Raw genomic sequence first — 24335 nt, forward strand, 5'->3', positions numbered from 1 at the left:
TCGGCATATTTATAGTTGGCATGCGGCGGGGGTGCGTCGACGCGAGGGGAACCGCATGGATCTGGCCCTCTTACGCACGTTCGTCACGGTGCACCGCGCCGGGTCCTTCACCCGTGCCGCCGCGCTGCTCGGCCTCTCCCAGCCCGCCGTCACCGGCCAGATCCGCACCCTGGAACGGCAGGTGGGACGGCCGCTGTTCCTCCGTACGGCGCGCGGGGTCATCCCCACCACCGTCGGCGAGGAGCTGGCCCACAAGACCGCCCCGCACCTCGACGCGCTCGTGGAGATCACCGAGGCCGGGCTGGACGACCACTCGCCGCTGCGCACCCTGCACCTCGCCGGTCCCCCGGAGTTCACGGCGCTGCGCGCGCTGCCCGCGCTCACCACGCTCGTCACCCAGGGGCTCGCGCTGCGGTGTGCGTTCGGCAGCTCCGAGGAGCTGTTCAAGGGGCTCGGGTCCGGCCACCACGACCTGGCCATCAGCACCGCCCGGCCGCGCGGCCGGCTGCTGGCCGCCACACCGCTGTGCGACGAGGAGCATGTGCTGATCGCGTCCCCGCGCTGGGCGGCCCGGCTCGGCGGCTCCGCGGTGCTCCAGGTCAAGGGCGCGAGCGCGCTGGAGGCGCTGCCCGTGGTCGAGGTGCACGAGAGCCTGCCGCTGGTCAGCCGCTACTGGTCGGCCGTCTTCGACACCCGCCCGGTCACCTCCGGCACGGTCATCGCCCCCGATCTGCGAGCGGTGCTGGCGTGCGTCGCGGAGGGCGCGGGGCTCGGCGTACTGCCGCGCTACCTGTGCATGGACGCCCTCGACGCCGGGGAGGTGGTGGCGCTGCTCAACCCGCCGGTGCCGCCGCTGCGCACCTACTTCCTGGTGGTGCGGACCGGTGGGCTCGCGGTACCGCACGTCGCGCGGGCGCACGAGTGGCTGCTGCGCGCCGCTGTCGACTGGTGAGCTCCTGTCGGCTGGTGAGTAGAGGGTTTCAGCCGGGGACAGCTGCGGCAGATGTCCAGCATGACCGAACGACCCGTGGTCAAACGCACCGCCCGCGCCATCCTGCTCGACGGCGACACCGACCCGCGGATGATCCTGATCAAGCGGACCAAACCCGGTCAGCAGCCGTACTGGATCACCCCCGGCGGCGGTGTGGAGCCCGAGGACACCAGCGTCGTCGAGGCGCTGCACCGCGAGGTGGACGAGGAGCTGGGCGCGAAGGTGACGGATGTGGTCCCCGCCTTCGTCGACACCGTCCCGCATTCCGAGGGGGACGCCCCGGACGGGGGTGTCGGCGTCAAGGTGCAGCACTTCTTCGTCTGCAGACTCGCCTCGATGGACCTCAGCAGGCGGCACGGCCCCGAGGTGGACGAGCCCTGCGGCGAGTACGAGGTGGTGCGGATTCCGTTCACCCGCGAGGGCATCGCCTCCGTCGGGATGGTGCCGCCGTCGCTGCGCGCCTACCTCGACGCCAACGTCGAGGGCGTGCGCGCACTACTCGCGGACGACCTCGGCTGACCAGCCTGATCAGCCTGATCAATATTGATCAGGATCGATCGGGGCTGATCAGCGGAACCAGCCGCTGAACGGCTGCGGTCTCTTCTGGGCCGCGCGGCGGCGTGCTTCGGCGAGCACCCGCTCGGCCTCTTCCAGCCACTCCCCGGGACGCGCCGCCGGAATCTCCGGCTCCGGCTCCGGAACCGGCGCGGCGGGGGGCGTACGGCGCCGCTCGCGCGCGTCGGCGGCGGCACCGAAGAAGTCTCCGCCCTTGCGCTTCACGTCGTCCGTCCCCCAGGCCCGGCCCCGCTCCGGGCCGCGGGGCCGGTCGTTGCCCGTCCCGTCCACGGCGCGGGCGCGCCGCCCCGCCGCGGGCACCTTCTGCAGATGGGGGATGTGCTTGGCGCAGTGGATGTACGCCTCCTCGACGGTCACCTCGACCCATACGACCGCCCGGCGGCCGGGAACCGGGTCGACCGGCAGGCCGGGATGGCGGGCGCGTATCTCGTCGTCCTCGACCACCCGGGCCCGGCCGTTGACGTGCAGGCCGATCCGGTCGCGGAAGAAGTCGACCATCAGGATGCCCAGGTGCGGGTTCTCCTTGATGTTGCCGAGGCTGGCCAGCACGCCGTTCCCCCGGTATTCGGGGTAGGCGAGGGTGCGTCCGTCGAGCACCCTCAGAAAGCCGGGCGGCCCGGCCCGGAAGGTGCTGTCGCACTCGCCGTGCCGGTCGGAGGTGGCCAGGAAGAACATCTCCTGGCGTGCGATGAACTCCCGCATCCGGCCGTTGAGGTGGTCCAGCACCTGCTCGTCGTAGAAGCGGTCGGCGCGGTCGGCCGTGCCCAGGTGCTGCTGGAGGAGATGTTCGCCGTCGCTCCCCGGACGGTCCGTGCGCTCGGCTCGTTCCAGGCTCTCCGCACGGTGGCCGGGTTCCGGCGCGGCCGCCCGTTCGTGCCCGACGTCGTCCACAGTCCCTTGTCCCCGTTCTGAGTTCTCACATCTCGCCTACGCCGCGCCGGCGTCTGCTCGCCGCTCTACTCCGCCGCCGCCATCAGCTCTTCGATGGAGTCGTGCCGTATGCGATGCGACGGGACGCCGACGCCCATCAGGGCGTCCACACCGCTGCGGATCATCCCGGGCGGGCCGGAGAGATACGCGTCGTACGCGTTCCACGGGCCGTACTGCCGCACGGCGTCGGGAAGTCTGCCGCTGAGTCCGCTCGTCGGACCGTCGGAGACCACCGGACGGACCGAGAGCCAGGGGTGCCGCTGGGAGAGCCGCAGCATGGTGTCGATGTCATAGAGGTCGTGGTCGCTGCGGGCGCCGTAGAAGACCTCGACCGTGCGCTGACGGCCGTACTCGGCGACGTCCTCGACCAGCGCCTTGATCGGCGCTATACCGGTGCCGCCGCCCAGGCACAGCAGCCCGTTGTCGGTCGAGTGGTCGACCGTCATCGAACCGGCGGGCGGCCCGAGCCGGATCACATCGCCGGGGCGGGCGCGGTGCACCAGCGCGGAGGAGACCCAGCCCGCCGGAATCGCCTTCACATGGAAGGACAGCAGCCCGTCCGCGCGGGGCGCGGAGGCGAAGGAGTAGTGCCGCCACACCCGCGGCCACCAGGGGGTCTCCAGCGAGGTGTACTGGCCCGCGAGGAAGGGGTACGGCTGGTCCGGGCGGACGGTGACGACGGCGATGTCGGAAGTGCGCGGCTCGTGCCCGACGACCTCGGCCTGCCACCACGCGGGCGCGCGCAGCTCGTCCTCGGCCGCCGCGTCGATCATGATCTGGGAGATCGCGGTATAGGCCCGGACCCATGCCGCCTCGGCCTCGCCGCTCCAGGTGGTGGTCGCGTACCGGGTGAGCGCGGCGAGCAGGCACTCGCCGACGGCCGGATAGTGCTCGGGCTGGGTGCCGTACTTACGGTGCCCGCGGCCGAGCCGGGAGAGGAAGTCGCCGAGGATGTCGGGGTCGTCGATGAGCCGGGCGGCGGTGAGGATCGCCTTGAACAGCCGGTCGCGCTGGGCGTCCATGGCGGCCGGGAAGAGCGGCCGCAGCTCGGGGTGCTGGACGAAGAGCAGCGCGTAGAAGTACGAGGTGACCTTGTCGCTCACCGGCTCGATCTCGGCCATGTTGCGGCGCAGCAGGATCGCGTCGGGCGAGGCGGTCTCGGGGGCGGTGAAGACGGACTCGGCGGCCGGGCGCGCGCCCTGCGGGGCCGGTGCCTCGTCGGGCCGCTGATGCTCCTCGCGCCCGGCCCGGGGCGGCACGGCGGACGCGGGGGCGACGGGGGACGCGGGCGGCGGCACGGCGAAGGCGGGCGGCACGGCGGACGCCGGGGGCACGGCGGACGCGGGAGGCATCGGGAACGCGGGGGCCGGTGCGGGGGGCGCCGGTCGGCGCTCCGCCTCCGTACCGGCCGGGCGTATCGGGTTCACCGGGCGGGCCGGATTCACCGGGCGGGCGGCCGCCCGGTCGTCCTCCGCGCCATCCGTCTCAGGGGAAAGCGGCTGGTCATCGGGGCGTTTCCTGCTCGGGGTGAACCAACCCCAGTCGCCACTGTTTCCCCCGCCGTCGTTACCGGCCGACGATGTGGTGGTCGGAGCGTCCATGGTTGCCTCGCCTCGAACATCTTTCTGTCGGTCTTCGCACTTCCGCTGGCGGAATGTGCCCGCAATTCCCCGCTCTGGTCGACTGGTTCATGTGAGATTGGTCCTGTCGGCCCGCTCCGTACTCTGTGCCGGGCAGCATGCCACGCTCCTTCCGCACCCCGAGAAGTTCGCCCGAAGTCCGGGTAACGGGGGCTGTGTTCCCGATATGCTGGTTGGAGCGGGTTGCCCGGTTGTGGCCCCGTCACAGCTTCCCGGGACGGAACTGACCCGACCCTACCGGGCCCGGACGAATGTACAAGCCCTGTGGATGACACATCGGTTACACCCGGCAACTAGGGTAATTACCAGTAGTTACTTGCAGTTTCCCGTCAATTCGTAGGCCTCTCGGAGATCGTTGCCGCTATACCGGCTGGATGCGATTTCGCTCACATGGTGATCCGCGTTCACCGCGACCGAGAAGGGCACCACCGCGAAGAGCTCGGCGTCGGACATCGAATCCCCATAAGCGACGCAGTCCGCCCTGGTCAGCCCGAACTTCCCGCAGAGTTCATCCGCGATCCGCACCTTAGCGGCCGGGTTCAGGATGCCCGCGGGATTCAGCCGCTCCCGGAACGGCACCGGCGGCCACGCCGACCCGTGCGCCGCGTCCGCGCCCCAGTCCAGCAGCCGCTCCACGAAGAACCCGGGCGAGAGCGAGATCACCGCACACCGCTCACCGCGCGCCCGGATATCCGCCCACACCTCCCGAATCCCCCTCAGCCACGGCGCCCCCTCGAACGCCGCCGCCACCTGCGCCTGCGTCAGTTCTCCCCACAGCGCACAGGCCCGCTCCGCGAACCGCGCGGGCGCCAGCCCGCCCGCCGCGAACTCCCGCTCCAGCTCCCCGATCTCCCGCTCCACTCCGAGCTGACGCGATATCTCGACGGCCGCGGCCGAACCGTGGATCAGCGTCCCGTCCAGATCGAACAGATGCAGTCTGGTCATAGGGACCGAGCGTAGAGGCAGCCTTCACCGAGCCCCCACGGAGCCGTCCGCGAAGCAGTCAGCAGAGCCGTCCACGCAGCCGTCCCGGAGCCCGGGAGTAGCCGTGGATACTCCCGCCGTCGGACGCGGCGGCGGCCCGGCGCGCGCGACCGTGAGCGCATGCGACAGCTGAAACGGCCCGTGCGCCGGGCCCTCCTCGTCATGCATGTGGTCGTCTCCGTCGGCTGGCTCGGACTGACGCTCGGCGTGCTGGCCCTGGGCCTCGCCGGGGCCACGGCCGGGTCGGCCGAGGCCGCGGCGGGGGCGTACCGGTCGATGAACGTCCTCGGGGACTGGCTGCTCATCCCGGTCAGCCTGCTCTCCCTGATCAGCGGGGTGGTGCTGTCCCTCGGCACGCCGTGGGGCCTGGCCCGGTACCGCTGGGTGTATGTGAAGTTCTGGCTGACGCTGGTGACCACCGCCGCGACCGCCTTCGCGCTGCGCGCCCGGATCGACGCGGCGATGGCCGACGTCGCGGCGGGCCGGGCGGTCGGAGCGGCCACCGATCTGATCGTGGCGCCGTCGGTCAGCCTGGGCGTCTATGCCTTCCTCACCGCGATCTCGGTGGTCAAGCCGTGGGGCCCGACCGCGCGGGGGCGGCGGCTGCGCGGCCCGCGGCGCGACCGGGCCGCATCGCGCCGGTACGCGAGGGAGCCGATACGCGAGGGATAGTTGCATACGCGGGCATTTTCATCGACAGGGCTATCCTGGGAGCCGATCCACCCGCCGACGCCATCGAGGGAACCGGCGGAAACCGACGGAAGGGGCCCCATGCCGGACGAGCCGCACGGCACCACCGCCGCGCCGCCCGGGCAGGTCCTCGCCCAGGGCTGGTGCGCGCTGTCCTCCCTGCACGGGCGGATCGAGGCGCATATCGAGCGCGCGCTGCAGGCCGGGCACGAGCTGAGCGTCCGCGAGTTCTCGGTGCTGGGCGTGCTCAGCGGCCAGCACGACGGCGACGGCGGACATCTGCAGATGAAGCAGCTCGCCGACTCCGTCGTGCTCAGCCAGAGCGCCACCACCCGGCTGGTCACCCGGCTTGAGGACCGCGGTCTGCTCTCCCGCTACATCTGCCCGAGCGACCGCCGCGGCATCTATACGAACGTCACCCCCGAGGGGCTGACGCTGCTGGAGGAGGCGCGTCCGACCAACGACGCCGCCCTGCGCGAAGCCCTCCAGGAGGCCGCCCGGCGGCCCGAACTGGCGCCTCTCGTCGCGGCCGTGGAGCGGCTGTGAGCGGCCGCGTACGCTCGCAGGCGTGACCGACTTCGAGATCCGACGCGCGACCGCCGAGGACATACCCGCGATCGTCGCCCTGCTCGCCGACGACCCCCTGGGCGCCCGGCGGGAGTCACCGGACGACCCGGCTCCGTACCGGGCCGCGTTCGCGCGGCTGGACCAGGACCCCAACCAGCACCTGGTCGTCGCCGTCCGGGGCGGGCGTACGGTCGGCACCCTCCAGCTCACCGTGGTGCCCGGGCTCTCCCGGCGCGGCGCCACGCGCTCGATCATCGAGGCCGTCCGCATCCACGCCGACGAACGCGGCAACGGCCTCGGCACCCAGCTGATCGAGTGGGCGGTCGAGGAGTCGCGCCGCCAGGGCTGTGCGCTGGTGCAGCTCACCACGGACGTGACCCGCCTCGACGCCCACCGCTTCTACGAGCGGCTCGGCTTCGAGGCCAGCCACATCGGCTTCAAGCTGCCGCTCGGCGGCTGATCAGGCGCGCTTCTCCGGCGGACCGGGACGCCAGCCCACCGGACCGGGACGCCAGCCCTCCGGGTCGACGCCCCCGGGCACCGCGCCGTCCGGGGCGTACGGCTCGCGCGTCAGCACGAAGGTGCCGAGGTCGAGGTGGCCGGGCGTACCGTCCTCGCGCCCCGCGACCGCGCGCAGCGTCTCCCCCGCCCAGTAGCCGTCGAGGCCGGTCCAGGTGCCATCCGGCTCGGCCCGGAAGCGCGAGCCGCGGCCCGTTCCGGCGACCGGCGACAGCTCCAGGCCGCGGTCGGCGCGCAGCCGCAGCAGGAACGGGGTCGGGCCCCAGTACCAGGGCCCGGTCAGCGCCAGCAGCGCCGGATCGGCCTCCGGCAGCGGCCGCCAGGGGGCGGGAATCCGCGGCTCGTGCTCCGCCGTGATGGTGACGAGGTCGGCGGCGACGGAGGCGATGTAGGCCCCCGAGGTGACGTTGGCCAGCGCGATCCCGGCCAGCCGGTCGTCCGCGCTGACCCACAGGGCGGCGAGGAAGCCGGGCATGGAGCCGACATGGCCGTACAGGAACCGGCCCTCGCCCCGCGCGAGCTGCACCCCGAGGCCGTAGCCGCCGTCCCAGTCCCGGCCCTCGGGCGGGGCGGCGGGCCTGCGCATCTCGGCGAGCGTGGCCGCGCCGAGCACCCGCTCGTCCCCGTCCAGCAGGAAGGCGGCGAAGCGGGCCAGGTCGGCGGCGGTCGACCACAGCTGTCCGGCGGGCGCCATCCGCCCGGTGTCCTCGGCGGGTTCCGGCAGCAGCACATCGGCCCAGGGGTGAACGGCCCAGCCCCCGGCGTACGGAGCGCGCGGCTCCACGGACGTACGCGTCATCCCCAGCGGCTCCAGCACCTCGCGGGCGAGCACATCGGCCCAGGCCGCGCCGCGCAGCCGTTCGACGAGCGCGCCGAGCAGGGCGAAGCCGGTGTTGGAGTAGTGGTGGCGGCGTCCGGCGGGGTGCACGAGGGGGCGCTCGCCGAAGATGTCCGCCGTCTCGGGGCGCAGCGCGCCCGGTGTGCGCTCCCACCACGGACCGCGCGCCTCGGCGGCCAGTCCCGAGGTGTGGGCGAGGAGCTGGGCGATGGTGGCGCCCGCCGCCTCGGGCACCTCCAGATGTTCGGCCAGCGGGTCCTGGAGGTCCAGCAGCCCCTCGTCGCGCAGCCGCATCACCAGCACCGCGGTGAACGTCTTGGTCAGCGAGCCGATCCGGTACTGGGTGTCGGCGCCGGGTTCCTGCCCGTCCGTACCACCGCGCGCCCCCGTCCACACCAGCTGCCCCTCCCGCACCACGGCCCCCACCAGGGAGGGCGCCCGGCCCTCGGACTGGCCGACGGCGATGCGGTGGAGCAGGGCGCGGCGGGTGGCGGGCAGCAGCTCCGTGAAGTCCTCGGATGCGGTCATGGCCGCACCCTACGGGCCGGATTCCGCACGGTCAGGGCGATGGGAAAGCTCTGGCCTTGACGTCGGCGGCAAGGTCTACCGTCGAAGCCATGCGGATCGGAGAGCTGGCCGAACGGGCGGGTACCACCACCCGCACCCTGCGCTACTACGAGTCGATCGGACTGCTGCCCGCGCGCCGCGCGGGCAACGGGTACCGGGCGTACGACGAGGACGACGTCCGGCTGGTCCGGCAGATCCGCACCCTGCAGGACTTCGGCTTCGGCCTGGAGGAGACCCGTCCGTTCGTGGAGTGTCTGCGCTCCGGCCATCCGGCCGGTGACTCCTGCCCGGCGTCGCTGGAGGTCTACCGGCGCAAGCTGGCCGAACTGGACGACTGCATCGCGCGGCTGGGCGACGTACGACGGCAGGTCGGGGCGCAGCTCGCCCAGGCGGAACGGGCCCGGGCGGCGCTGGAGACGGCGGCGACGGCCCCCGGCGGGGCGCCGGAGCCGCGCTGCGAGCTGACGCCGCACGCCCCACCCGGGAGCGATGTTTAACAACGTAAACAACAAAAGGAGATGAACGGGATGACACGGACTACACGGACTCGGACCGGGGAAGTGCCCGCGGTCACGGACGCCACCTTCGCCGAGGAGGTGCTGACGGCCGGGCTGCCGGTGCTCGTGGACTTCACCGCCTCCTGGTGCCCGCCGTGCCACATGATCGCGCCGGTGCTGGCCGAGATCGCCCGGGAGGAGGGGCACCGGCTGAAGGTGGTCCAGCTGGACGTGGACACCAACCCGGAGACGACGGCGGCGTACAGCGTGCTCTCGATGCCGACGCTGATGCTGTTCCGGGCGGGCGAACCGGTGCGGTCGATGGTCGGGGCCCGGCCCAAGCGGCGGCTGCTGCAGGAGCTGGCGGACGCGCTCTGAGCCGCCGCCGCACGGGCCCGTCCCGCTACCGCGTTCCCACAGGGCGCGCTCCCGGCTTACGGGCCAGGAGAACGGCCTGCGGAACCACCTCCCTGCCGTCCGGCTCGCGCACCTGCCGGGCCCGTACGGCGAACCCGGCCCCCTCCAGCAGCGCGGCGATCCCGTCGGGCGACAGCCTCCGGAAGTCGAGCGACACGGCGTGGCCGAACGGCTCGGCCACCCGCAGCGGTTCGTCGCCGACCTGGAACGCGACCAGCAGATTGCCGCCCGGGGCCAGCAGCCGGTGGAACTCGGCCAGCACCGCGGGCAGCCGCTCGGCGGGAGTGTGGATGAGGGAGTAGTAGGCGACCGCAGCCGAGATCGGCGACCGGCCCGGCCGCCTCGCCCTCCCGCACCAGGTCGGCGAACGCACGCAGCATGGCCCGGTCCAGCGGCTTGTCGTCCAGCGTGGCCTTGAACATCTCCGCGTAGTCGTCGGCGATGGTGTCGTAGAAGGTCCGGGTGGTCAGCAGATCGGTCGGCTCGGTCATGGAGGCGGAGACTGGCGGCCCGCGCTCCGCGCTCCATGCGGTGCGGCGTATTCCGGACGTCCGGTTCACCGCAGGCGCCGCGCCCGCAGGACGGTGTCGCGGGTGTGGTGGGTGCCGGGCGGGGCGGGCGCGGTGCGCGGGCGGGTTTCATCGGCCAGGACCGTCCAGTCGTGGCCGAGGAGCCCGGCGATCTCGGCGGGCTGGTAGAAGTCGCCGGGGACGATCCCGTTCTCCAGGCGCGCGGGCACGTCGGCGAGGTCGTGGCCGACGTAGAGCAGGGTGCCGCCGGGAGCGACGGCGTCCAGCAGGCCGCGCAGCGCCGCGTGCTCCGGCTGACGCAGGAGCGGGAAGTACTGGGCGGACACCAGGTCGAACGCGGCGCCCGGGGGCGGTGTGACGGCCAGGTCGGTCCGGGTCCACGTCATCTGGCCGGAGAGGTCCGCGGCCGCGGCGGCGCCGCGCTCCAGAGCGGTCCGGGAGATGTCGATCGCGGTGACCTGCCAGCCGCGCCGGGCCAGCCAGACGGCGTCGGCGCCCTCACCGCATCCGACATCGAGCGCCCGCCCCGGAGCCAGCTCGGTGACCTCGGTGACGAGCACTCCATTGGGATTGCCGCTCATGACCTGCTCGGCGCTGCGGTACATGTCGTCCCAGAACTGTGCGTCCATCGACTCCGCCTTCGGTAGGGGCCGGGGACCGCGGTACCGATCGCCCACGGCCGTGTGCGGACACCGTGGCCGCCCCCACACCCCCATGACAAAGTTCTTTGCGGAAACGGCAAACCGCCCGGCCGCCGCTCAGCCCTGCTCCGCGCCGTCCGGGGTGTGGGGCAACAGAGGGAAGAGCCGGGTGATGAGAGCCACCGGCCGGGCGCCCTCGGGCCGGGCCAGAGGGCGCTGTTCGCGGTCCTGGTAGGGCACGAGCGCCCGTCGGACGACGTCCGCGACCCGGCGCATCTCGTCGGGCGTCAGATAGGCGACGGCGCTGAAGGCCTCGTCGTGACGCCAGGCCGACGGCGCCTCGTCCCGCCGGCTCACCCATCGCCGCCAGCTCTCGTCCTCCAACCCCCGGGCCAGGTCACCGAACTGCTCCTCCGCGACCCCGGCGGCCGCGGACGCGGGCCGCGTCAGCCGCCAGGGCCGCGCCCGGCCGCCGCTGTGGGGCGCCTCCTCGATGTACCCGTGGCGCGCGAGCTGCCGCAGATGAAACGAGCAGAGCCCGGAGCTGTACCCCAGCCGCGCGGCGGCCTCGGTCGCCGTGACGGTACCGACTTCGGCGAGCAGGTCGAGCAGGTCGGTGCGGACGGGATGGTCGCGCAGGTTGACGTCATCTTCAGTCACTTTGCAAAGCCTGCTACTTTGCAAAGCACTTGGCAAGCAGTGCGCGAAAGGGGAGACGCCATGGAACGGGGCTCGGTCCGCAGGGTCACAGTGGTGGGCGAGGAGGTGCTGAGCCGTCCGTGCCGGGAGGTGACCGCGTTCGGCACTCCGGAGCTGTCGGTGCTGATCGACGACATGTTCCTGACCATGTACGTGGCCGACGGCGCCGGACTGGCCGCCAATCAGGTGGGCGTCTCCTTACGGCTGTTCGTATACGACTGCCCGGACGACGAGGGCGTCCGGCATGTCGGCCACATCGTCAACCCCGTTCTGGAGCTGCCCGGTCCGCGTGACCGCCGGCTCGTCGACGACAGCGAGGGCTGTCTGTCGGTGCCCGGTGCCACCATGGCGGTCCCCCGCACCGATCGGGCCGTCGTCCGCGGGTTCGACAAGGACGGCGCCCCGCTCGTCGTCGAGGGGCGCGGGTACTTCGCCCGGTGCCTGCAGCACGAGACCGACCACCTCGACGGCCACACCTACCTCGACCGGCTCTCCCAGCGGGACCGCAGGGACGCCCTGCGGCAGATGGAAGAGCGCCGGGAGGACGTCTTCGCGCGCCGCGCGCTCAAGGCCGCCGCACTGCCACCCGGCCGCGATCAGGTCTGAGCCATGTCCACGAAGCGGGAGTAGTGGCCCTGGAAGGCGACGGTGATGGTGGCCGTCGGGCCGTTACGGTGCTTGGCCACGATCAGGTCGGCCTCGCCCGCGCGCGGGGACTCCTTCTCGTACGCGTCCTCACGGTGCAGCAGGATGACCATGTCGGCGTCCTGCTCGATGGAGCCACTTTCACGCAGGTCGGAGACCATCGGCTTCTTGTCGGTGCGCTGTTCGGGGCCACGGTTCAGCTGGGAGAGCGCGATCACCGGCACCTCCAGCTCCTTGGCCAGCAGCTTCAGGTTTCGCGACATGTCCGAGACCTCCTGCTGACGGCTCTCGGGGCGCCGGGCGCCACCGGACTGCATCAGCTGGAGGTAGTCGATGACGACCAACTGCAGATCGCTGCGCTGCTTGAGCCGACGGCACTTGGCGCGGATCTCCATCATCGACAGGTTCGGGGAGTCGTCGATGAACAGCGGGGCCTGGGAGACGTCCGGCATGCGCCGGGCGAGCCGGGTCCAGTCGTCGTCGGTCATGCTGCCGGAGCGCATATGGTGCAGCGCCACCCGGGCCTCGGCGGACAGCAGACGCATCGCGATCTCGTTGCGCCCCATCTCCAGGGAGAAGATGACGCTCGGCAGGTTGTTCTTGATCGAACAGGCGCGGGCGAAGTCGAGGGCGAGGGTGGACTTACCCATGGCGGGCCGGGCGGCGATGACGATCATCTGGCCGGGGTGGAGGCCGTTCGTCAGCGAGTCCAGGTCGGTGAAGCCGGTGGGCACCCCGGACATCTGGCCGCTGCGCGAACCGATCGCCTCGATCTCGTCGAGCGCGCCCTCCATGATGTCGCCGAGCGGCAGATAGTCCTCGCTGGTCCGCTGCTCGGTGACGGCGTAGATCTCCGCCTGGGCGTTGTTGACGATCTCGTCGACGTCCCCGTCCGCCGCGTATCCCATCTGGGTGATGCGGGTGCCGGCCTCGACCAGGCGGCGCAGCACGGCGCGCTCGTGGACGATCTCCGCGTAGTACTCGGCGTTGGCCGCGGTGGGGACGGACTGGACCAGGGTGTGGAGGTACGAGGCACCGCCGACCTTGGCGATCTCGCCGCGCTTGGTCAGCTCGGCCGCGACCGTGATCGGGTCGGCCGGCTCGCCCTTCGCGTAGAGGTCCAGGATCGCCTGGTAGACGGTCTCGTGGGCGGGCCGGTAGAAGTCCTTGCCCTGGAGGACCTCCACCACGTCGGCGATGGCGTCCTTGGAGAGCAGCATGCCGCCGAGCACGGACTGCTCCGCGTCGAGGTCCTGCGGCGGGACCCGCTCGAAGCCGGACCCTTCCCAGGAGCCGCCGCCGTCGCGGCCGCGGTCATGCTGGTCGTCACGGCCCCGGCCGCCCTCGCCACGGCCGCCGCCCTCGCCGCGGCGGAAGCGGGGGGACGGGAAGTCGGCCGGACCTGAGTCCGCCCATGGGTCGTCCATGGGCTCGGGCACGCTCACCCCGCCCACCTCCTCCCGTCCGCGGCTACGGACCTCGCCGCGACGTCTTCAGTCTTACGGCACGGCTATGACAAACAGGGCGCCCGGCTTCCGCTCACGACACGTCGAGTTCTGGTGGAATCGAGGCCGGAACAGATGGCGGGCGCCGCATAACGGTAGGCCTGTCGGGGCCACCGGCCAACTCGGTTATCCACAGGCCATGTGGATGATGCGACCCATCCTGTGGAGAAGTCCCGCGAACCTGTGCACGGGCCGGGGGACAGTGCTGTGGACAAACACACAATCACCTCAGAGCCACTGCCCTGACCTGCGATTTCTCCATCCAGGGGCTGTGCAGAAGAAAAACTTCCACGCCCGATGCAAGATCACGACAAACGGCGCAGAGAAGAGTGTCGCGAGCGCCGCCATGTAAGGGCTGCGGATGGCTTGTGTCTCTTACCTGTGGAAGATTAGATTGCCTCCATGACACAGGCCCCCGCGAGCGCGCGGAGCACCGTCCGCCGGCATGACCGCGAGATCGTCGCACTCGCCGTACCCGCCTTCGGCGCACTCGTGGCGGAACCCCTCTTCGTCATGGTCGACAGCGCCATCGTCGGCCATCTCGGCACCCCGCAGCTCGCCGGTCTGGGAGTCGCCGCCGCCCTGCTGACCACCGCGGTCAACATCTTCGTCTTCCTCGCCTACGCCACCACCGCCGCCGTGGCCCGCCGGGTCGGCGCGGGCGACCTCCCCGGCGCGATCCGGCAGGGCATGGACGGCATCTGGCTGGCCCTGCTGCTCGGCGCCGCCGTCATCGCCGCCGCCCTCCCCACCGCACCCGGCCTCGTCGACCTCTTCGGCACCTCCGACACCGCCGCCCCGTACGCCATCACCTATCTGCGCGTCAGCGCCCTCGGCATACCCGCGATGCTCGTGGTGCTCGCCGCCACCGGGGTACTCCGGGGCCTCCACGACACCCGTACCCCGCTCTACGTGGCCATCGGCGGCTTCACGGCCAACGCCGCGCTCAACGCGGGCCTCGTCTACGGCGCCGGGCTCGGCATCGCGGGCTCCGCCTGGGGCACGGTGACAGCCCAATGGGCCATGGCCGCCGTCTACCTCGCGGTGGTCGTCCGGGGAGCCCGCCGCCACGGCACCTCGCTGCGTCCCGACGCCGCCGGAATCCGGGCCTGCGCCCACGCCGGGGCACCGCTCCTGGTCCGGACGCTCTCGCTGCGCGCCGTGATGCTGATCGCGACGGCGGTGGCGGCCCGCCTCGGGGACGCCGACGTCGCCGCCCACCAGATCGTGCTGACCCTGTGGAGTCTGCTGGCGTTCGCCCTGGACGCCATCGCCATCGCGGGTCAGGCCATCATCGGGCGCTATCTGGGGGCGGAGGACGCCGAGGGGGCGCGCGTCGCCTGCCGCCGCATGGTGCAGTGGGGCATCGCCGCGGGCATCGTGCTCGGGCTGCTGGTGATCGCCTCCCGCCCGCTGTTCATCCCTCTCTTCACCACGGACACCGCGGTCAAGGACGCCCTGCTGCCGGTACTGCTGGTAACGGCCCTCGTCCAGCCCGTCTCGGGTGTGGTCTACGTCCTCGACGGGGTGCTGATGGGCGCGGGCGACGGTCCGTATCTCGCCGGAGCCATGATCGTCACGCTCGCGGTCTTCGCCCCGGTCGCCCTGCTCGTTCCCGCCTGGGGCGGGGGACTGACCGCCGTGTGGTGGACCATGGCGCTCATGATGACGCTCCGGCTGGCGACCCTCTGGCTGCGCGCCCGCTCCGGGCGTTGGATCGTCACCGGCGCGACCCGGGCCTGAAGCCGCACGCACAGCCCGGAGCCGACCCGGGGCCGCACCACGCGAGGACGCAACACGAAGGCACAGCGCGAGGGCACAACACGAAGACGCAACGCGAAAGGGCCGCACCCCCGTGGAGTGCGGCCCTCTCACATGCTCGGCTCAGCCGAGCACCGCGTCAGGCGGCGACAACCTCGACGCCGACCTTGGCGGCAACCTCGGCGTGCAGCCGGATCGACACCTGGTGAGCACCCAGGGTCTTGATCGGCTGCTGCACCTCGATGCGGCGCTTGTCGACGTCCGGGCCACCCGCGTCCTTGATCGCCGAGGCGATGTCGGCCGGGGTGACGGAGCCGAACAGCCGGCCGGCCTCGCCGGCGCGGGTCTTCAGCTGGACCTTGACGCCCTCGAGCCGCGCCTTGACCTCGTTGGCCTGCTCGATCGTGGCGATCTCGCGGATGCGACGACCGCGGCGGATCTGCTCGACGTCCTTCTCGCCCCCCTTGGTCCAGCGGAGCGCGAGGCCACGCGGAACCAGGTAGTTACGGGCGTATCCGTCGCGGACATCCACGACGTCACCAGCGGCACCGAGGCCGGAGACCTCGTGGGTGAGGATGATCTTCATGACTCGGTCACCCTTCCCTTATCGCGCGGTGGACGTGTAGGGCAGCAGCGCCATCTCACGGCTGTTCTTCACGGCCGTGGCGACATCGCGCTGGTGCTGAGTGCAGTTGCCGGTGACCCGGCGGGCACGGATCTTGCCGCGGTCGGAAATGAACTTCCGCAGCAGGTTCGTGTCCTTGTAGTCGACGTAGGAGATCTTCTCCTTGCAGAACACGCAAACCTTCTTCTTAGGCTTGCGAGCAGGCGGCTTCGCCATTGTCTCTCTCCAGTGTGATCAAGAAGTTTGTGCTGGTCGCCCTGGCCAGGTCGGGCGATGTTTCACGTGAAACCGCGTGAAACATCGCGTCCGGACCTAGAAGGGCGGCTCGTCCGAGTAGCCGCCGCCGCTGCCGGAGCCGCCGCCCCAGCCACCGCCGCCGCCCTGGCTGCCACCGGCTGGTGCGCCGGTCGCCCAGGGGTCGTCGGCCGGAGCGCCGCCGCCCTGCTGCTGGCCGCCGCCGGGGGCACCGCCCCAGCCGCCGCCACCGCCGCCCTGGCCGCCTTGGCCGCCTTGACCGCCCTGGCCGCCACCGCTGCCGTAGCCACCCTGGCCACCGCGCCCGGTGGTCTTGGTGACCTTGGCCGTGGCATTGCGCAGGCTGGCACCGACCTCGTCGACATCCAGCTCGTAGACCGTGCGCTTGATCCCCTCACGGTCCTCATACGACCGCTGCTTCAGCCGGCCCTGCACGATGACGCGCATACCGCGCTGAAGCGACTCGGCCACGTTTTCCGCGGCCTGCCGCCACACCGAGCACGTGAGGAAGAGGCTCTCGCCGTCCTTCCACTCGTTGGTCTGACGGTCGAACGTACGAGGAGTGGACGCGACACGGAACTTCGCGACCGCCGCACCGGAGGGGGTGAAGCGCAGCTCGGGGTCGTCGACGAGATTGCCGACGACCGTGATGACGGTCTCGCCTGCCATTGGGGAACCTCTCGGCGGGTACTGCTGGGCTGCTTGCTACTCGGGGCGATATGACCCGGTGATCGCTGAACGCTTACGCGGTCAGTGAGTCTCGGGACGGAGGACCTTGGTCCGGAGGACCGACTCGTTCAGGTTCAGCTGGCGGTCGAGCTCCTTGACGACCGCAGGCTCGGCCTGCAGGTCGATGACCGAGTAGATGCCCTCGGGCTTCTTGTTGATCTCGTAAGAGAGACGACGACGGCCCCAGGTGTCGACCTTCTCGACCTTGCCGTTGCCCTCACGGATAACGGAAAGGAAGTTCTCGATCAGCGGGGAGACAGCACGCTCCTCGAGATCGGGGTCGAGGATGACCATCACCTCGTAGTGACGCATGTGGAACCCACCTCCTTTGGACTCAGCGGCCACGGTCGTTCCGTGGCAGGAGGGTCGTGATGCGTTGTGCCGTGGCATCTGTACAGACACCACCGCAGACCGTACACAGTACCCGCCTCCCGCCTCCCGCTTGAAATCCGGGCGTCTCGGACCGCAATCTGTACACATCGGGTGTGAGCGGCGTTACAGTTCGCCGCCCTGCCTATATGGGCCTACCTGGAGGTGCCCCATGGCACAGGCAGCACGACCGCAGCACGGATTGCTCTCCTTCCTCGACACCGATGGCAAGTCTCATCCCGTCGAGAACGCCATCGCCGTGACGACGCTGATGATCGGTTTGATCTCCTTCGTCACGGCTCACTTCCCCGGTCTCCACCTGGTCAGCTCGTGGGTGGGACTGATCGGCATGCTCAGCGGGGCCTGGGGACAGCTGATCTCCGCGACCACCGGAGAGCGCTTCCTGTTGATCATCGGACTCGGTGCGTCGGCGTTCGGCTTCTACCTCGGTATGGCGCACGGCGGGCTCTTCGGCGGGCTGCTGGGCTGACTCCCCGAGGGCAGGTTGCCCCCAGGCCCAAACAGGGCGCGTCCCTGTCGCAGTAGGCTTCGGCGCGAGAGCCGGAGCCCCGACCCTGGGGACACACCTGCCGAGGAGCGCCCCGCAATGAGCCTGACCCTGAGGACGATCAGCCGAGAGCAGCATCTGGCGTACATCCAGAGCCTGCCCGCGGCAAGCCACATGCAGGTCCCGGCCTGGGCTGACGTCAAGTCGGAATGGCGCTCGGAGAGCCTCGGCTGGTTCGACGCCACCGGCCAGCTGGTCGGCGTCGGCCTCGTCCTCTACCGCCAACTGCCCAAGATCAAGCGGTATCTCGCCTACCTCCCCGAGGGCCCGGTCATCAACTGGTACGCGCCCAACCTGGAGGAGTGGCTGCGCCCGATGCTCGCGCATCTCAAGCAGCAGGGCGCCTTCTCCGTGAAGATGGGCCCGCCGGTCATCATCCGCCGCTGGGACGCCGGCGCCATCAAGTCCGGTATCCAGAACCCGGATGTGAAGCGGCTGCGCGATGTCGAGGCCACGCACATCGAGCCGCGCGCCTTCGAGGTCTCCGACCGGCTGCGGCGGATGGGCTGGCAGCAGGGCGAGGACGGCGGTGCGGGCTTCGGCGACGTCCAGCCGCGGTACGTCTTCCAGGTGCCGCTGGAGAACCGCTCCCTGGAGGACGTCCACAAGAGCTTCAACCAGCTGTGGCGCCGCAACATCAAGAAGGCCGACAAGGCCGGTGTCGAGGTCGTCCAGGGCGGCTTCGAGCACCTCGGCGAGTGGCAGCGGCTGTACGAGATCACCGCGGAGCGCGACCACTTCCGGCCCCGCCCGCTCAGCTACTTCCAGCGCATGTGGACGGCCCTCAACTCCGAGGACCCCAACCGGATGCGGCTGTACTTCGCCATGCACGAGGGCGAGGCGGTGGCCGCAGCCACGATGCTGGTCGTCGGCGGCCACGTCTGGTACTCCTACGGCGCCTCCGCCAACCACAAGCGCGAGGTCCGGCCCTCGAACGCGATGCAGTGGCGGATGCTCCGCGACTCGTACGCGCTCGGCGCGACCGTCTACGACCTGCGCGGCATCTCCGACTCCCTCGACGAGACCGACCATCTCTTCGGCCTGATCCAGTTCAAGGTCGGCACCGGTGGGCAGGCTGCCGAGTACCTCGGCGAGTGGGACTTCCCCCTCAACAAGCTGCTCCACAAGGCGCTCGACATCTACATGTCCCGCCGCTGACCCTGATTTCCTGATTCCCCGCAAACGCTGCATATCTCGAATACACCGCGGCAACGAGAAAGGTTCCGGGACCGGCCAATGGCGCTCACCCTCTACGTCGACACCGCGCGCTGGCGGGCGCACCAGCAGATGGTGCTCCAGCAGTTCCCGGGGATAGTCCCGGTCTGCAAGGGCAACGGCTACGGCTTCGGCCATGAACGGCTGGCAGAGGAAGCCGCCCGCATCGGTTCCGATGTCCTCGCCGTGGGCACCACGTACGAGGCCGCCCGGATGAAGGACTTCTTCAGCGGGGATCTGCTGGTCCTCACCCCGTTCCGCCGCGGGGAGGAGCCGGTGCCGCTGCCGGACCGGGTCATCCGGTCGGTCTCGTCCGTCGACGGCGTCTACGGCCTGGTGAACGCGCGTGTCGTGATCGAGGTCATGAGCAGCATGAAGCGGCACGGCGTCACCGAGGAGGACCTGCCCAAGCTGCACGCCGCCATAGAGAACGTGCGGCTGGAGGGGTTCGCCATCCACCTCCCGCTCGACCGGACCGACGGCATCGACGCGGTCGAGGAGGTCATCGGGTGGATGGACCGGCTGCGCGCGGCGCGGCTGCCGCTGCACACCATGTTCGTCAGCCACCTCAAGGCGGACGAACTGGCGCGGCTGCAGCAGCAGTTCCCGCAGACCCGGTTCCGCGCCCGCATCGGCACCCGGCTGTGGCTGGGCGACCACGAGTCGACGGAGTACCGGGGCTCGGTGCTCGACGTCACCCGGGTCGCCAAGGGCGAACGCTTCGGCTACCGCCAGCAGAAGGCCGCCTCCGACGGCTTTCTGGTGGTCGTCGCGGGCGGAACCTCCCACGGCGTCGGCCTGGAGGCGCCCAAGGCGCTGCACGGGGTGATGCCCCGGGCCAAGGGTGTCGCCCGGGCCGGTCTCGCGACCGTCAACCGCAACCTCTCGCCCTTCGTCTGGGCGGGCAAGCAGCGGTGGTTCGCCGAGCCGCCGCACATGCAGGTGTGCATCCTTTTTGTGCCGGGCGATGTGACGGCACCGCAGGTGGGGGATGAGCTGGTGGCGCATCTGCGCCACACCACGACACAGTTCGACCGCCTGCTCGACCGCTGAGCCCCGTCGCCGCGGGTGGGCTCCCACGAGGAGCTCACCTCCGGCCGCTGCTCCACTCCGTGAGCGCCGCGTCCTCGTATTGCGCCGTGCGCCGCGCCCGTCCCAGCACGAACACGTCCGGCGCCTGGTCGAGTACGCCGCCCGACGGGTCGTCCGAGCCGTCCCGGCGCACCGGGTCCCGGCCCGGCACCAGTGCGTCCCGCACGACCATCGCGCACAGGAAGAGCGTCCCCGCGAAGTGCAGCGCGGTCGCGAGCTGGTAGCCCTCGGGCGGCAGCCCCCGGTGCTGGTCGCCGCTGTTGGTGTACGCGAGGTACATCCAGACCCCGAGGAAATACATCACCTCGCAGGCCTGCCACACCAGGAAGTCCCGCCAGCGCGGCCGCGCCAGCGCCGCGAGCGGGATCAGCCACAGCACGTACTGCGGTGAGTAGACCTTGTTGGTGAGCACGAAGGCCGCGATGACCAGGAACGCGAGCTGGGCGAAGCGCGGCCGGCGCGGGGCGCACAGGGCGAGGGCGGCCACTCCGGCGCAGGCCAGCACCATGAGGATCATGGCGTAGTCGTTGACGTCGTCCATGGGGTTGCCGGTGCGCTGCGAGATGATCAGCCAGAGCGACCCGAAGTCGACCGGGCGTTCCTCACTGAACGTGTAGAACTGCTTCCACCCCTCGCGGAGGTGCAGCCCCCCGCCCTGCGTAGTGATCATCACGGGCACGTTCACCACCAGCCAGGCGGCCGCCGCACCGCCCGTCGCCTCCCAGAAGGCACGCCACCGGCCCGCGCGCAGGCACAGCACCAGCAGCGGGCCGAGCAGCAGCACGGGATAGAGCTTCGCGGCCGTCGCGAGGCCGAGCAGCACACCGGCGGCCAGTCCGCGGCCGCGGGACCACATGAGCATGGCGGCGGCGGTGAGGGCGACCGCGAGAAGGTCCCAGTTGATCGTGGCGGTGAGCGCGAAGGCGGGGGCCAGGGCGACGAGCAGCGCGTCCCAGGGGCGGCGGCGGTGCGTACGCGCCACACAGACCGCGATGACCGCGGTGCAGGCCATGAGCATGGCCGCGTTGGCCAGCCAGTAGACCTGTTCGCGGGTCTGGAGGCCGCCGCTGTGCGGGGTGAGCCAGGAGGCGACCTCCATCAGGAGGCCGGTGAGGACCGGGTACTCCAGGTACTCCATCCCGCCGGAGACGCTGTCCGGTATGCGGTCGAAGTACGGGACGAGGTCGTTGGCGAAGCCGCGGCCGTTGTAGAGGTGCGGTATGTCGGAGTAGCAGGCGTGGGTGTACTGGGCGGTGGCGCCGTAGAACCAGCCGCCGTTGTAGCAGGGCAGCTTCTGCACCATGCCCAGGGCGAACATCCCGATGGCGACGAGCGCGATGATCCGCACCGGGGTCCACCAGCTCGTGCCCAGCAGCGCCCGGCGCCCGGCCGGGCCGCCGATCAGCTCGCTGCCCCCCGCGGCCACCGAGTCCTCCGTGGTCGGCCGTACGGGCTGGGCCTGTGGGTCCTCGCGCACGCTCATGGGCCCATCCTGCCGTACGAGCCGGTCGCGAGGGGTGAGGACCGGCTCAGCGGCCCGCTGAGCGCCTCGGACCGTCCTGGCCCTCCCGGGGGCCGCCGCCCGCCCGTAAGGCGCCCAGAGAGCCGCAGAGGCCCACGAACGGCGGCGGCCGCGCCGGAGCGGGATGCTCCGGCGCGGCCGCCGATCGGTGTGGTGCGGGATGTCGGGACCAGTCGGGACTATTGGTCCTTGCGGGAGCCGGACGGGCCGCCGAAGATCCCGCCGCCCGGTGGCTCCGTGGTCGGTGAGGGCGAGGGTCCGCCCGGACCGCCGCCGGGGCCCGCGTTCTCGCCACCGGCGTTCTGGTTGCCCTGGTTGTCGCCGCCCGCGTTGTCGTTGCAGTTGAAGTCCAGCGGATCACACGACTGCGTGGGGCTCGGGCTGCCGGAGGACGTCGGGGTCGGTGTCTCCGTCGGCGTCTCCGTCGGCTTCTCCGTCGGCGTCGGGGTCGGCTTCTCGGTCGTCGGCGTCGGGCTCGCGTTCTCACCGTAGACCTTGTCACCGATCGGCTCGGCCGCCGGGAAGTCCTTCGCCGGCTGCCCCGCCAGCGCCTTGCGCATGTAGTCCGACCAGATCTCGGCGGGGAACGACGCGCCGTGGATGGTCTCCTGGCCGCCCACACCGCGCATGGAACGGAAGACCTGCCGCTTGGCCTGGTCGTTCACCCGCCACATGCCGATCGACGTGGACAGCTGCGGGGTGTAACCGGCGAACCAGGCCGACTTGTTCTGGTCGGTGGTTCCGGTCTTGCCCGCCGCCGGGCGGCCGATCTGCGCCGAGGTGCCGGTACCGCGCTGGACGACGTTCTTCAGCACGTCGGTGACGTTGTTCGCCACCTTCGCGTCGAAGGCCTGCGTGATCTTCGCCTTGTCCTTGTGGTTGTAGACCTCGCCGTCCTTGTCCTCGACCCGCTCGACCGAGTACGGGTCGGCCTGCTGGCCGCTGGCCGCGAAGGTCGCGTACGCCCCGGCGAGCCGGATCGCACTGGGCGCGGAGGTGCCGAGGGAGAACGTCGGCGTGATCGTGGCCAGCTGCTCCTTGCTGAGGCCCGCGTCCAGAGCCGAGTCCCGCACCTTGTCGGTGCCGACGTCCATGCCCAGCTGGATGAAGGGCGTGTTCACCGAGAACTGCATCGCGGTGCGCAGGCTGATCTTGCCCTTGTCCTCGTCACCGTCGTTCTTCTGGTGCCACTCCTGGTTGTTCCGGTCCTTCCAGATGGAGCCGTCGTAGTCGCGCAGGGTCAGCTTGTTGTCACCGTCGTAGACACTCGCCGGGGAGACCTTGGTGCGTTCCGCGTCCGCTTGGTCGCGTGGCCCGTTGCGGTCCCGGACACCGTCCCTCATCGCCGCGGCCAGCACGAAGGGCTTGAAGGTCGAGCCCACCTGGACACCGGTGTAGTCCGCGTTGTTGCGATAGTGCTCCAGCGCGTCGTTGCCACCGTAGATGGCCTTGATCTTGCCGGTCTTGGGCTCCACCGAGGCGCCGCCGAACTGAACATACTTGTCCACATCGCGCTGCTTCGGCTTGATATTCTCCTTGGTCACCTTGTTGACGGCGCCCTTCAGTTCCGCGATTTTCTTGCGGTCGAAGGTGGTGTGGATCTGATAGCCGCCCTTGTCCAGCTCCGTCTTGGAGATGTTGCTGTTGGCGACGACGTAGTTGTCGGCGAGGTCGGTGAGATAGCCGATCTGGCCCTGCTTGTTCGTCGCCACCTTCGGGCTCTTCGTCCTCGGGAAGCCCTTGTCGAGGTAGCTCTGGGCGTCGGCCTTGGACAGCCGGCCCACCTGCACCTCCCGCTTGAGAATCCAGGACCAGCGCGCCGTGGCCCGCTTGGTGTTGGCCTCCGCGCTCGCGGACGGTCCGTAGCCACCGTTCGGGTCGTACAGGTTGGGCCCGTTGAGCGTCGCGGCGAGGAAAGCGCTCTGGCTCGGGTTGAGCCCCGCGCAGTCCGTGTCGAAGTACGCGCGGGCCGCCGCCTGACAGCCGTAGGCACCGCGGCCGTAGTACGCGGTGTTCAGGTACCCCCGGAGGATGTAGTCCTTGCTCTTGGTCGTACCGACCTTGACGGAGATGAACAGCTCCTTGAGCTTTCGCGTCACCGTCTGCGACTGGTCGAGGTACGTGTTCTTCACGAACTGCTGGGTGATGGTCGACCCACTCTGGGTCGCACCGCCCCGCGCCATGTTGACGACGGCGCGCGCGATACCCATGGGGTCGACGCCCGAGTCCTGGTAGAAGCTGGCGTTCTCGGCGGAGATCACCGCGTTCTGCATGGACTTGGGGATCTTGTTGATCGGCAGGATCTGACGGTTGAGATCACCGCCGCCCGAGACCACCATCTGCTTGCCGTCGCCCCAGTAGTAGACGTTCTTCTGGGTCTGCGAAGCGGCCTGCTCGGTGGGAACGTCGACGATCATCCACCCGATGCCCACGGCACTGAGGAGCACCGCGAAGAAGAAGATGAAGGTTCCGGTGACGAGCCGCCAGGACGGCACCCAGCGGCGGAAGCCCGACTTGCCCCTGCGCGGGTAGTCGATGAACCGCTTCTTGCCGGGCGGCCCGTCGCCACCCGCATCATGTCCGCGGCCACCACCGGTGCCCCGCCGGCCACCACCGCGCCCGCCGTGGCCCGCACCACCGGTGCCGGGGTCGGCCGCTCTTCTCCGGCCGCCACCGCTGCGTTGCGCGGCGCGCCGGGCCTCGGCCCGGCCACCCTGGGAACTCTCTTCCTCATATGAAGCCGAGCCCGACTCGGCGGCGGCGTTGTGCGATGGTGCTGCGCGGCGGCCGGACGACTGTTGTCCGGCACGCCGGGCCGCTGCTCGACCGCCGCCCTGGGGCTGCGGCGACTTGCGACGGTGCTCGCTCATGGAACGACTACTCCTCGGGCAGGCGCTATCGCCTGAAAGCGGCAGGTGGCTTCCGGTCCCCCCGATGTGCAATCCGGCCACACCTGGCAACCG

The 24335-nt window shown here is 70.8% G+C and carries 25 protein-coding genes and 1 pseudogene; 12 read left to right on the forward strand and 14 right to left on the reverse strand.

The genetic code is table 11. The annotated features are described in order from the left end of the window. Nucleotides 1-55: 55 nt before the first annotated feature. Together ABZ370_RS10525 and ABZ370_RS10530 are read left to right on the forward strand one after the other, a co-directional pair. The gene (locus tag ABZ370_RS10525; RefSeq protein WP_358618890.1) at nt 56-952 is read left to right on the forward strand and encodes a LysR family transcriptional regulator; all 897 of its coding nucleotides are present in this window, start codon (nt 56-58) and stop codon (nt 950-952) included. Nucleotides 953-1012: 60 nt separating this feature from the next. Beyond that, the gene (locus ABZ370_RS10530) at nt 1013-1510 is read left to right on the forward strand and encodes an NUDIX hydrolase (protein ID WP_358618892.1); all 498 of its coding nucleotides are present in this window, start codon (nt 1013-1015) and stop codon (nt 1508-1510) included. Nucleotides 1511-1558: 48 nt separating this feature from the next. On the opposite strand, the gene ABZ370_RS10535 is transcribed toward ABZ370_RS10530, so the two are convergent. The 3 genes from ABZ370_RS10535 to ABZ370_RS10545 all read right to left on the reverse strand — a co-directional run bounded on the left by ABZ370_RS10535 (nt 1559) and on the right by ABZ370_RS10545 (nt 5082). Beyond that, nucleotides 1559-2335, reverse strand: a complete 777-nt coding sequence (locus ABZ370_RS10535) for a pyridoxamine 5'-phosphate oxidase family protein (protein ID WP_358619317.1) — start codon at nt 2333-2335, stop codon at nt 1559-1561. 188 nt (nt 2336-2523) lie between these two features. Continuing rightward, the gene (locus ABZ370_RS10540; protein WP_358618894.1) at nt 2524-4098 is read right to left on the reverse strand and encodes a globin domain-containing protein; all 1575 of its coding nucleotides are present in this window, start codon (nt 4096-4098) and stop codon (nt 2524-2526) included. Nucleotides 4099-4449: 351 nt separating this feature from the next. Then, nucleotides 4450-5082: an HAD-IB family phosphatase gene (locus ABZ370_RS10545; protein ID WP_358618895.1), complete on the reverse strand. Its 633-nt coding sequence runs from the start codon at nt 5080-5082 to the stop codon at nt 4450-4452. A gap of 159 nt (nt 5083-5241) precedes the next feature. On the opposite strand from ABZ370_RS10545, the gene ABZ370_RS10550 reads away from it, so the two are divergent. The 3 genes from ABZ370_RS10550 (at nt 5242) to ABZ370_RS10560 (ending at nt 6838) form a co-directional block, all read left to right on the forward strand. Further along, a complete protein-coding gene (locus tag ABZ370_RS10550) occupies nt 5242-5793 on the forward strand; it encodes a DUF2269 domain-containing protein (protein ID WP_358618897.1) in 552 nt (183 codons plus the stop codon). A 99-nt stretch (nt 5794-5892) separates the two neighbouring features. Then, nucleotides 5893-6357 carry a MarR family transcriptional regulator gene (locus ABZ370_RS10555; protein WP_358618898.1) on the forward strand — a complete coding sequence of 155 codons (465 nt, stop codon included), beginning with the start codon at nt 5893-5895 and terminating at the stop codon, nt 6355-6357. Nucleotides 6358-6379: 22 nt separating this feature from the next. After that, nucleotides 6380-6838, forward strand: coding sequence for a GNAT family N-acetyltransferase (locus tag ABZ370_RS10560; protein WP_358618900.1), 459 nt, complete (start codon nt 6380-6382; stop codon nt 6836-6838). Here the strand turns inward: ABZ370_RS10560 and ABZ370_RS10565 are convergent, their stop codons facing one another. Next, nucleotides 6839-8263: a serine hydrolase domain-containing protein gene (locus tag ABZ370_RS10565; protein WP_358618902.1), complete on the reverse strand. Its 1425-nt coding sequence runs from the start codon at nt 8261-8263 to the stop codon at nt 6839-6841. Nucleotides 8264-8352: 89 nt separating this feature from the next. On the opposite strand from ABZ370_RS10565, the gene ABZ370_RS10570 reads away from it, so the two are divergent. Both ABZ370_RS10570 and trxA read left to right on the forward strand, forming a co-directional pair. Then, entirely contained in the window at nt 8353-8799 is a 447-nt protein-coding gene (locus ABZ370_RS10570; RefSeq protein WP_358618904.1) for a MerR family transcriptional regulator, read from the forward strand. A 30-nt stretch (nt 8800-8829) separates the two neighbouring features. Next, a complete protein-coding gene (gene trxA / locus ABZ370_RS10575; RefSeq protein ID WP_358618906.1) occupies nt 8830-9177 on the forward strand; it encodes a thioredoxin in 348 nt (115 codons plus the stop codon). Nucleotides 9178-9202: 25 nt separating this feature from the next. Here the strand turns inward: trxA and ABZ370_RS10580 are convergent. The 3 genes and pseudogenes from ABZ370_RS10580 to ABZ370_RS10590 all read right to left on the reverse strand — a co-directional run bounded on the left by ABZ370_RS10580 (nt 9203) and on the right by ABZ370_RS10590 (nt 11047). Further along, nucleotides 9203-9707: pseudogene (locus ABZ370_RS10580) on the reverse strand (class I SAM-dependent methyltransferase). Between the two features lie 65 nt (nt 9708-9772). Next, nucleotides 9773-10375 carry a class I SAM-dependent methyltransferase gene (locus tag ABZ370_RS10585; RefSeq protein ID WP_358618907.1) on the reverse strand — a complete coding sequence of 201 codons (603 nt, stop codon included), beginning with the start codon at nt 10373-10375 and terminating at the stop codon, nt 9773-9775. 129 nt (nt 10376-10504) lie between these two features. Continuing rightward, nucleotides 10505-11047: a winged helix-turn-helix domain-containing protein gene (locus ABZ370_RS10590; protein WP_358618908.1), complete on the reverse strand. Its 543-nt coding sequence runs from the start codon at nt 11045-11047 to the stop codon at nt 10505-10507. 60 nt (nt 11048-11107) lie between these two features. On the opposite strand from ABZ370_RS10590, the gene def reads away from it, so the two are divergent. Then, nucleotides 11108-11692 (forward strand): peptide deformylase, encoded by a 585-nt coding sequence (def, locus tag ABZ370_RS10595; RefSeq protein ID WP_358618910.1) that lies wholly within the window; start codon nt 11108-11110, stop codon nt 11690-11692. Here the strand turns inward: def and dnaB are convergent. Further along, a complete protein-coding gene (gene dnaB, locus ABZ370_RS10600) occupies nt 11683-13176 on the reverse strand; it encodes a replicative DNA helicase (RefSeq protein WP_358618912.1) in 1494 nt (497 codons plus the stop codon). The two genes, def and dnaB, sit on opposite strands and share 10 nt — an antisense overlap. Before the next feature lie 462 nt (nt 13177-13638). Here dnaB and ABZ370_RS10605 point away from each other — a divergent pair, with 462 nt between their 5' ends. Continuing rightward, a complete protein-coding gene (locus ABZ370_RS10605) occupies nt 13639-14979 on the forward strand; it encodes an MATE family efflux transporter (RefSeq protein ID WP_358618913.1) in 1341 nt (446 codons plus the stop codon). 157 nt (nt 14980-15136) lie between these two features. Here ABZ370_RS10605 and rplI read toward each other — a convergent pair whose 3' ends face one another. From rplI to rpsF, 4 genes are all read right to left on the reverse strand, one after another. Continuing rightward, the gene (gene rplI / locus ABZ370_RS10610; RefSeq protein WP_358618915.1) at nt 15137-15583 is read right to left on the reverse strand and encodes a 50S ribosomal protein L9; all 447 of its coding nucleotides are present in this window, start codon (nt 15581-15583) and stop codon (nt 15137-15139) included. Between the two features lie 18 nt (nt 15584-15601). Beyond that, nucleotides 15602-15838, reverse strand: a complete 237-nt coding sequence (gene rpsR / locus ABZ370_RS10615) for a 30S ribosomal protein S18 (protein ID WP_003978893.1) — start codon at nt 15836-15838, stop codon at nt 15602-15604. A 96-nt stretch (nt 15839-15934) separates the two neighbouring features. Next, nucleotides 15935-16546 carry a single-stranded DNA-binding protein gene (locus ABZ370_RS10620; protein ID WP_358618921.1) on the reverse strand — a complete coding sequence of 204 codons (612 nt, stop codon included), beginning with the start codon at nt 16544-16546 and terminating at the stop codon, nt 15935-15937. Between the two features lie 81 nt (nt 16547-16627). After that, entirely contained in the window at nt 16628-16918 is a 291-nt protein-coding gene (gene rpsF / locus ABZ370_RS10625; RefSeq protein WP_009716508.1) for a 30S ribosomal protein S6, read from the reverse strand. A 229-nt stretch (nt 16919-17147) separates the two neighbouring features. On the opposite strand from rpsF, the gene ABZ370_RS10630 reads away from it, so the two are divergent. From ABZ370_RS10630 to ABZ370_RS10640, 3 genes are all read left to right on the forward strand, one after another. Beyond that, the gene (locus ABZ370_RS10630; protein ID WP_358618922.1) at nt 17148-17465 is read left to right on the forward strand and encodes a hypothetical protein; all 318 of its coding nucleotides are present in this window, start codon (nt 17148-17150) and stop codon (nt 17463-17465) included. Between the two features lie 117 nt (nt 17466-17582). Then, nucleotides 17583-18701, forward strand: a complete 1119-nt coding sequence (locus tag ABZ370_RS10635) for a peptidoglycan bridge formation glycyltransferase FemA/FemB family protein (RefSeq protein ID WP_358618924.1) — start codon at nt 17583-17585, stop codon at nt 18699-18701. A 78-nt stretch (nt 18702-18779) separates the two neighbouring features. Beyond that, on the forward strand, nt 18780-19811 hold the full coding sequence (locus ABZ370_RS10640) for an alanine racemase (protein WP_358618926.1): 1032 nt from the start codon (nt 18780-18782) through the stop codon (nt 19809-19811). A gap of 34 nt (nt 19812-19845) precedes the next feature. On the opposite strand, the gene ABZ370_RS10645 is transcribed toward ABZ370_RS10640, so the two are convergent. Both ABZ370_RS10645 and ABZ370_RS10650 read right to left on the reverse strand, forming a co-directional pair. Next, nucleotides 19846-21333, reverse strand: a complete 1488-nt coding sequence (locus tag ABZ370_RS10645) for a glycosyltransferase 87 family protein (protein ID WP_358618928.1) — start codon at nt 21331-21333, stop codon at nt 19846-19848. A 218-nt stretch (nt 21334-21551) separates the two neighbouring features. Then, nucleotides 21552-24242, reverse strand: coding sequence for a transglycosylase domain-containing protein (locus ABZ370_RS10650; protein WP_358618929.1), 2691 nt, complete (start codon nt 24240-24242; stop codon nt 21552-21554). Nucleotides 24243-24335: the final 93 nt, after the last annotated feature.

Source organism: Streptomyces sp. NPDC005962 (genome assembly GCF_040629205.1).
GTDB lineage: Bacteria > Actinomycetota > Actinomycetes > Streptomycetales > Streptomycetaceae > Streptomyces.

Excerpts from the sequence above, each read along its gene's own strand:
- ABZ370_RS10555 (WP_358618898.1), top strand. The coding sequence starts at position 5,893 with ATGCCGGACGAGCCGCACGGCACCACCGCCGCGCCGCCCGGGCAGGTC.
- rpsF (WP_009716508.1), bottom strand. The coding sequence starts at position 16,918 with ATGCGTCACTACGAGGTGATGGTCATCCTCGACCCCGATCTCGAGGAG.
- def (WP_358618910.1), top strand. The coding sequence starts at position 11,108 with ATGGAACGGGGCTCGGTCCGCAGGGTCACAGTGGTGGGCGAGGAGGTG.
- ABZ370_RS10640 (WP_358618926.1), top strand. The coding sequence starts at position 18,780 with ATGGCGCTCACCCTCTACGTCGACACCGCGCGCTGGCGGGCGCACCAG.
- ABZ370_RS10585 (WP_358618907.1), bottom strand. The coding sequence starts at position 10,375 with ATGGACGCACAGTTCTGGGACGACATGTACCGCAGCGCCGAGCAGGTC.
- ABZ370_RS10530 (WP_358618892.1), top strand. The coding sequence starts at position 1,013 with ATGACCGAACGACCCGTGGTCAAACGCACCGCCCGCGCCATCCTGCTC.
- rpsR (WP_003978893.1), bottom strand. The coding sequence starts at position 15,838 with ATGGCGAAGCCGCCTGCTCGCAAGCCTAAGAAGAAGGTTTGCGTGTTC.
- ABZ370_RS10645 (WP_358618928.1), bottom strand. The coding sequence starts at position 21,333 with ATGAGCGTGCGCGAGGACCCACAGGCCCAGCCCGTACGGCCGACCACG.
- ABZ370_RS10540 (WP_358618894.1), bottom strand. The coding sequence starts at position 4,098 with ATGGACGCTCCGACCACCACATCGTCGGCCGGTAACGACGGCGGGGGA.
- rplI (WP_358618915.1), bottom strand. The coding sequence starts at position 15,583 with ATGAAGATCATCCTCACCCACGAGGTCTCCGGCCTCGGTGCCGCTGGT.
- ABZ370_RS10525 (WP_358618890.1), top strand. The coding sequence starts at position 56 with ATGGATCTGGCCCTCTTACGCACGTTCGTCACGGTGCACCGCGCCGGG.
- ABZ370_RS10550 (WP_358618897.1), top strand. The coding sequence starts at position 5,242 with ATGCGACAGCTGAAACGGCCCGTGCGCCGGGCCCTCCTCGTCATGCAT.
- ABZ370_RS10605 (WP_358618913.1), top strand. The coding sequence starts at position 13,639 with ATGACACAGGCCCCCGCGAGCGCGCGGAGCACCGTCCGCCGGCATGAC.
- ABZ370_RS10630 (WP_358618922.1), top strand. The coding sequence starts at position 17,148 with ATGGCACAGGCAGCACGACCGCAGCACGGATTGCTCTCCTTCCTCGAC.
- trxA (WP_358618906.1), top strand. The coding sequence starts at position 8,830 with ATGACACGGACTACACGGACTCGGACCGGGGAAGTGCCCGCGGTCACG.
- ABZ370_RS10565 (WP_358618902.1), bottom strand. The coding sequence starts at position 8,263 with ATGACCGCATCCGAGGACTTCACGGAGCTGCTGCCCGCCACCCGCCGC.
- ABZ370_RS10545 (WP_358618895.1), bottom strand. The coding sequence starts at position 5,082 with ATGACCAGACTGCATCTGTTCGATCTGGACGGGACGCTGATCCACGGT.
- ABZ370_RS10620 (WP_358618921.1), bottom strand. The coding sequence starts at position 16,546 with ATGGCAGGCGAGACCGTCATCACGGTCGTCGGCAATCTCGTCGACGAC.
- ABZ370_RS10650 (WP_358618929.1), bottom strand. The coding sequence starts at position 24,242 with ATGAGCGAGCACCGTCGCAAGTCGCCGCAGCCCCAGGGCGGCGGTCGA.
- ABZ370_RS10570 (WP_358618904.1), top strand. The coding sequence starts at position 8,353 with ATGCGGATCGGAGAGCTGGCCGAACGGGCGGGTACCACCACCCGCACC.
- ABZ370_RS10635 (WP_358618924.1), top strand. The coding sequence starts at position 17,583 with ATGAGCCTGACCCTGAGGACGATCAGCCGAGAGCAGCATCTGGCGTAC.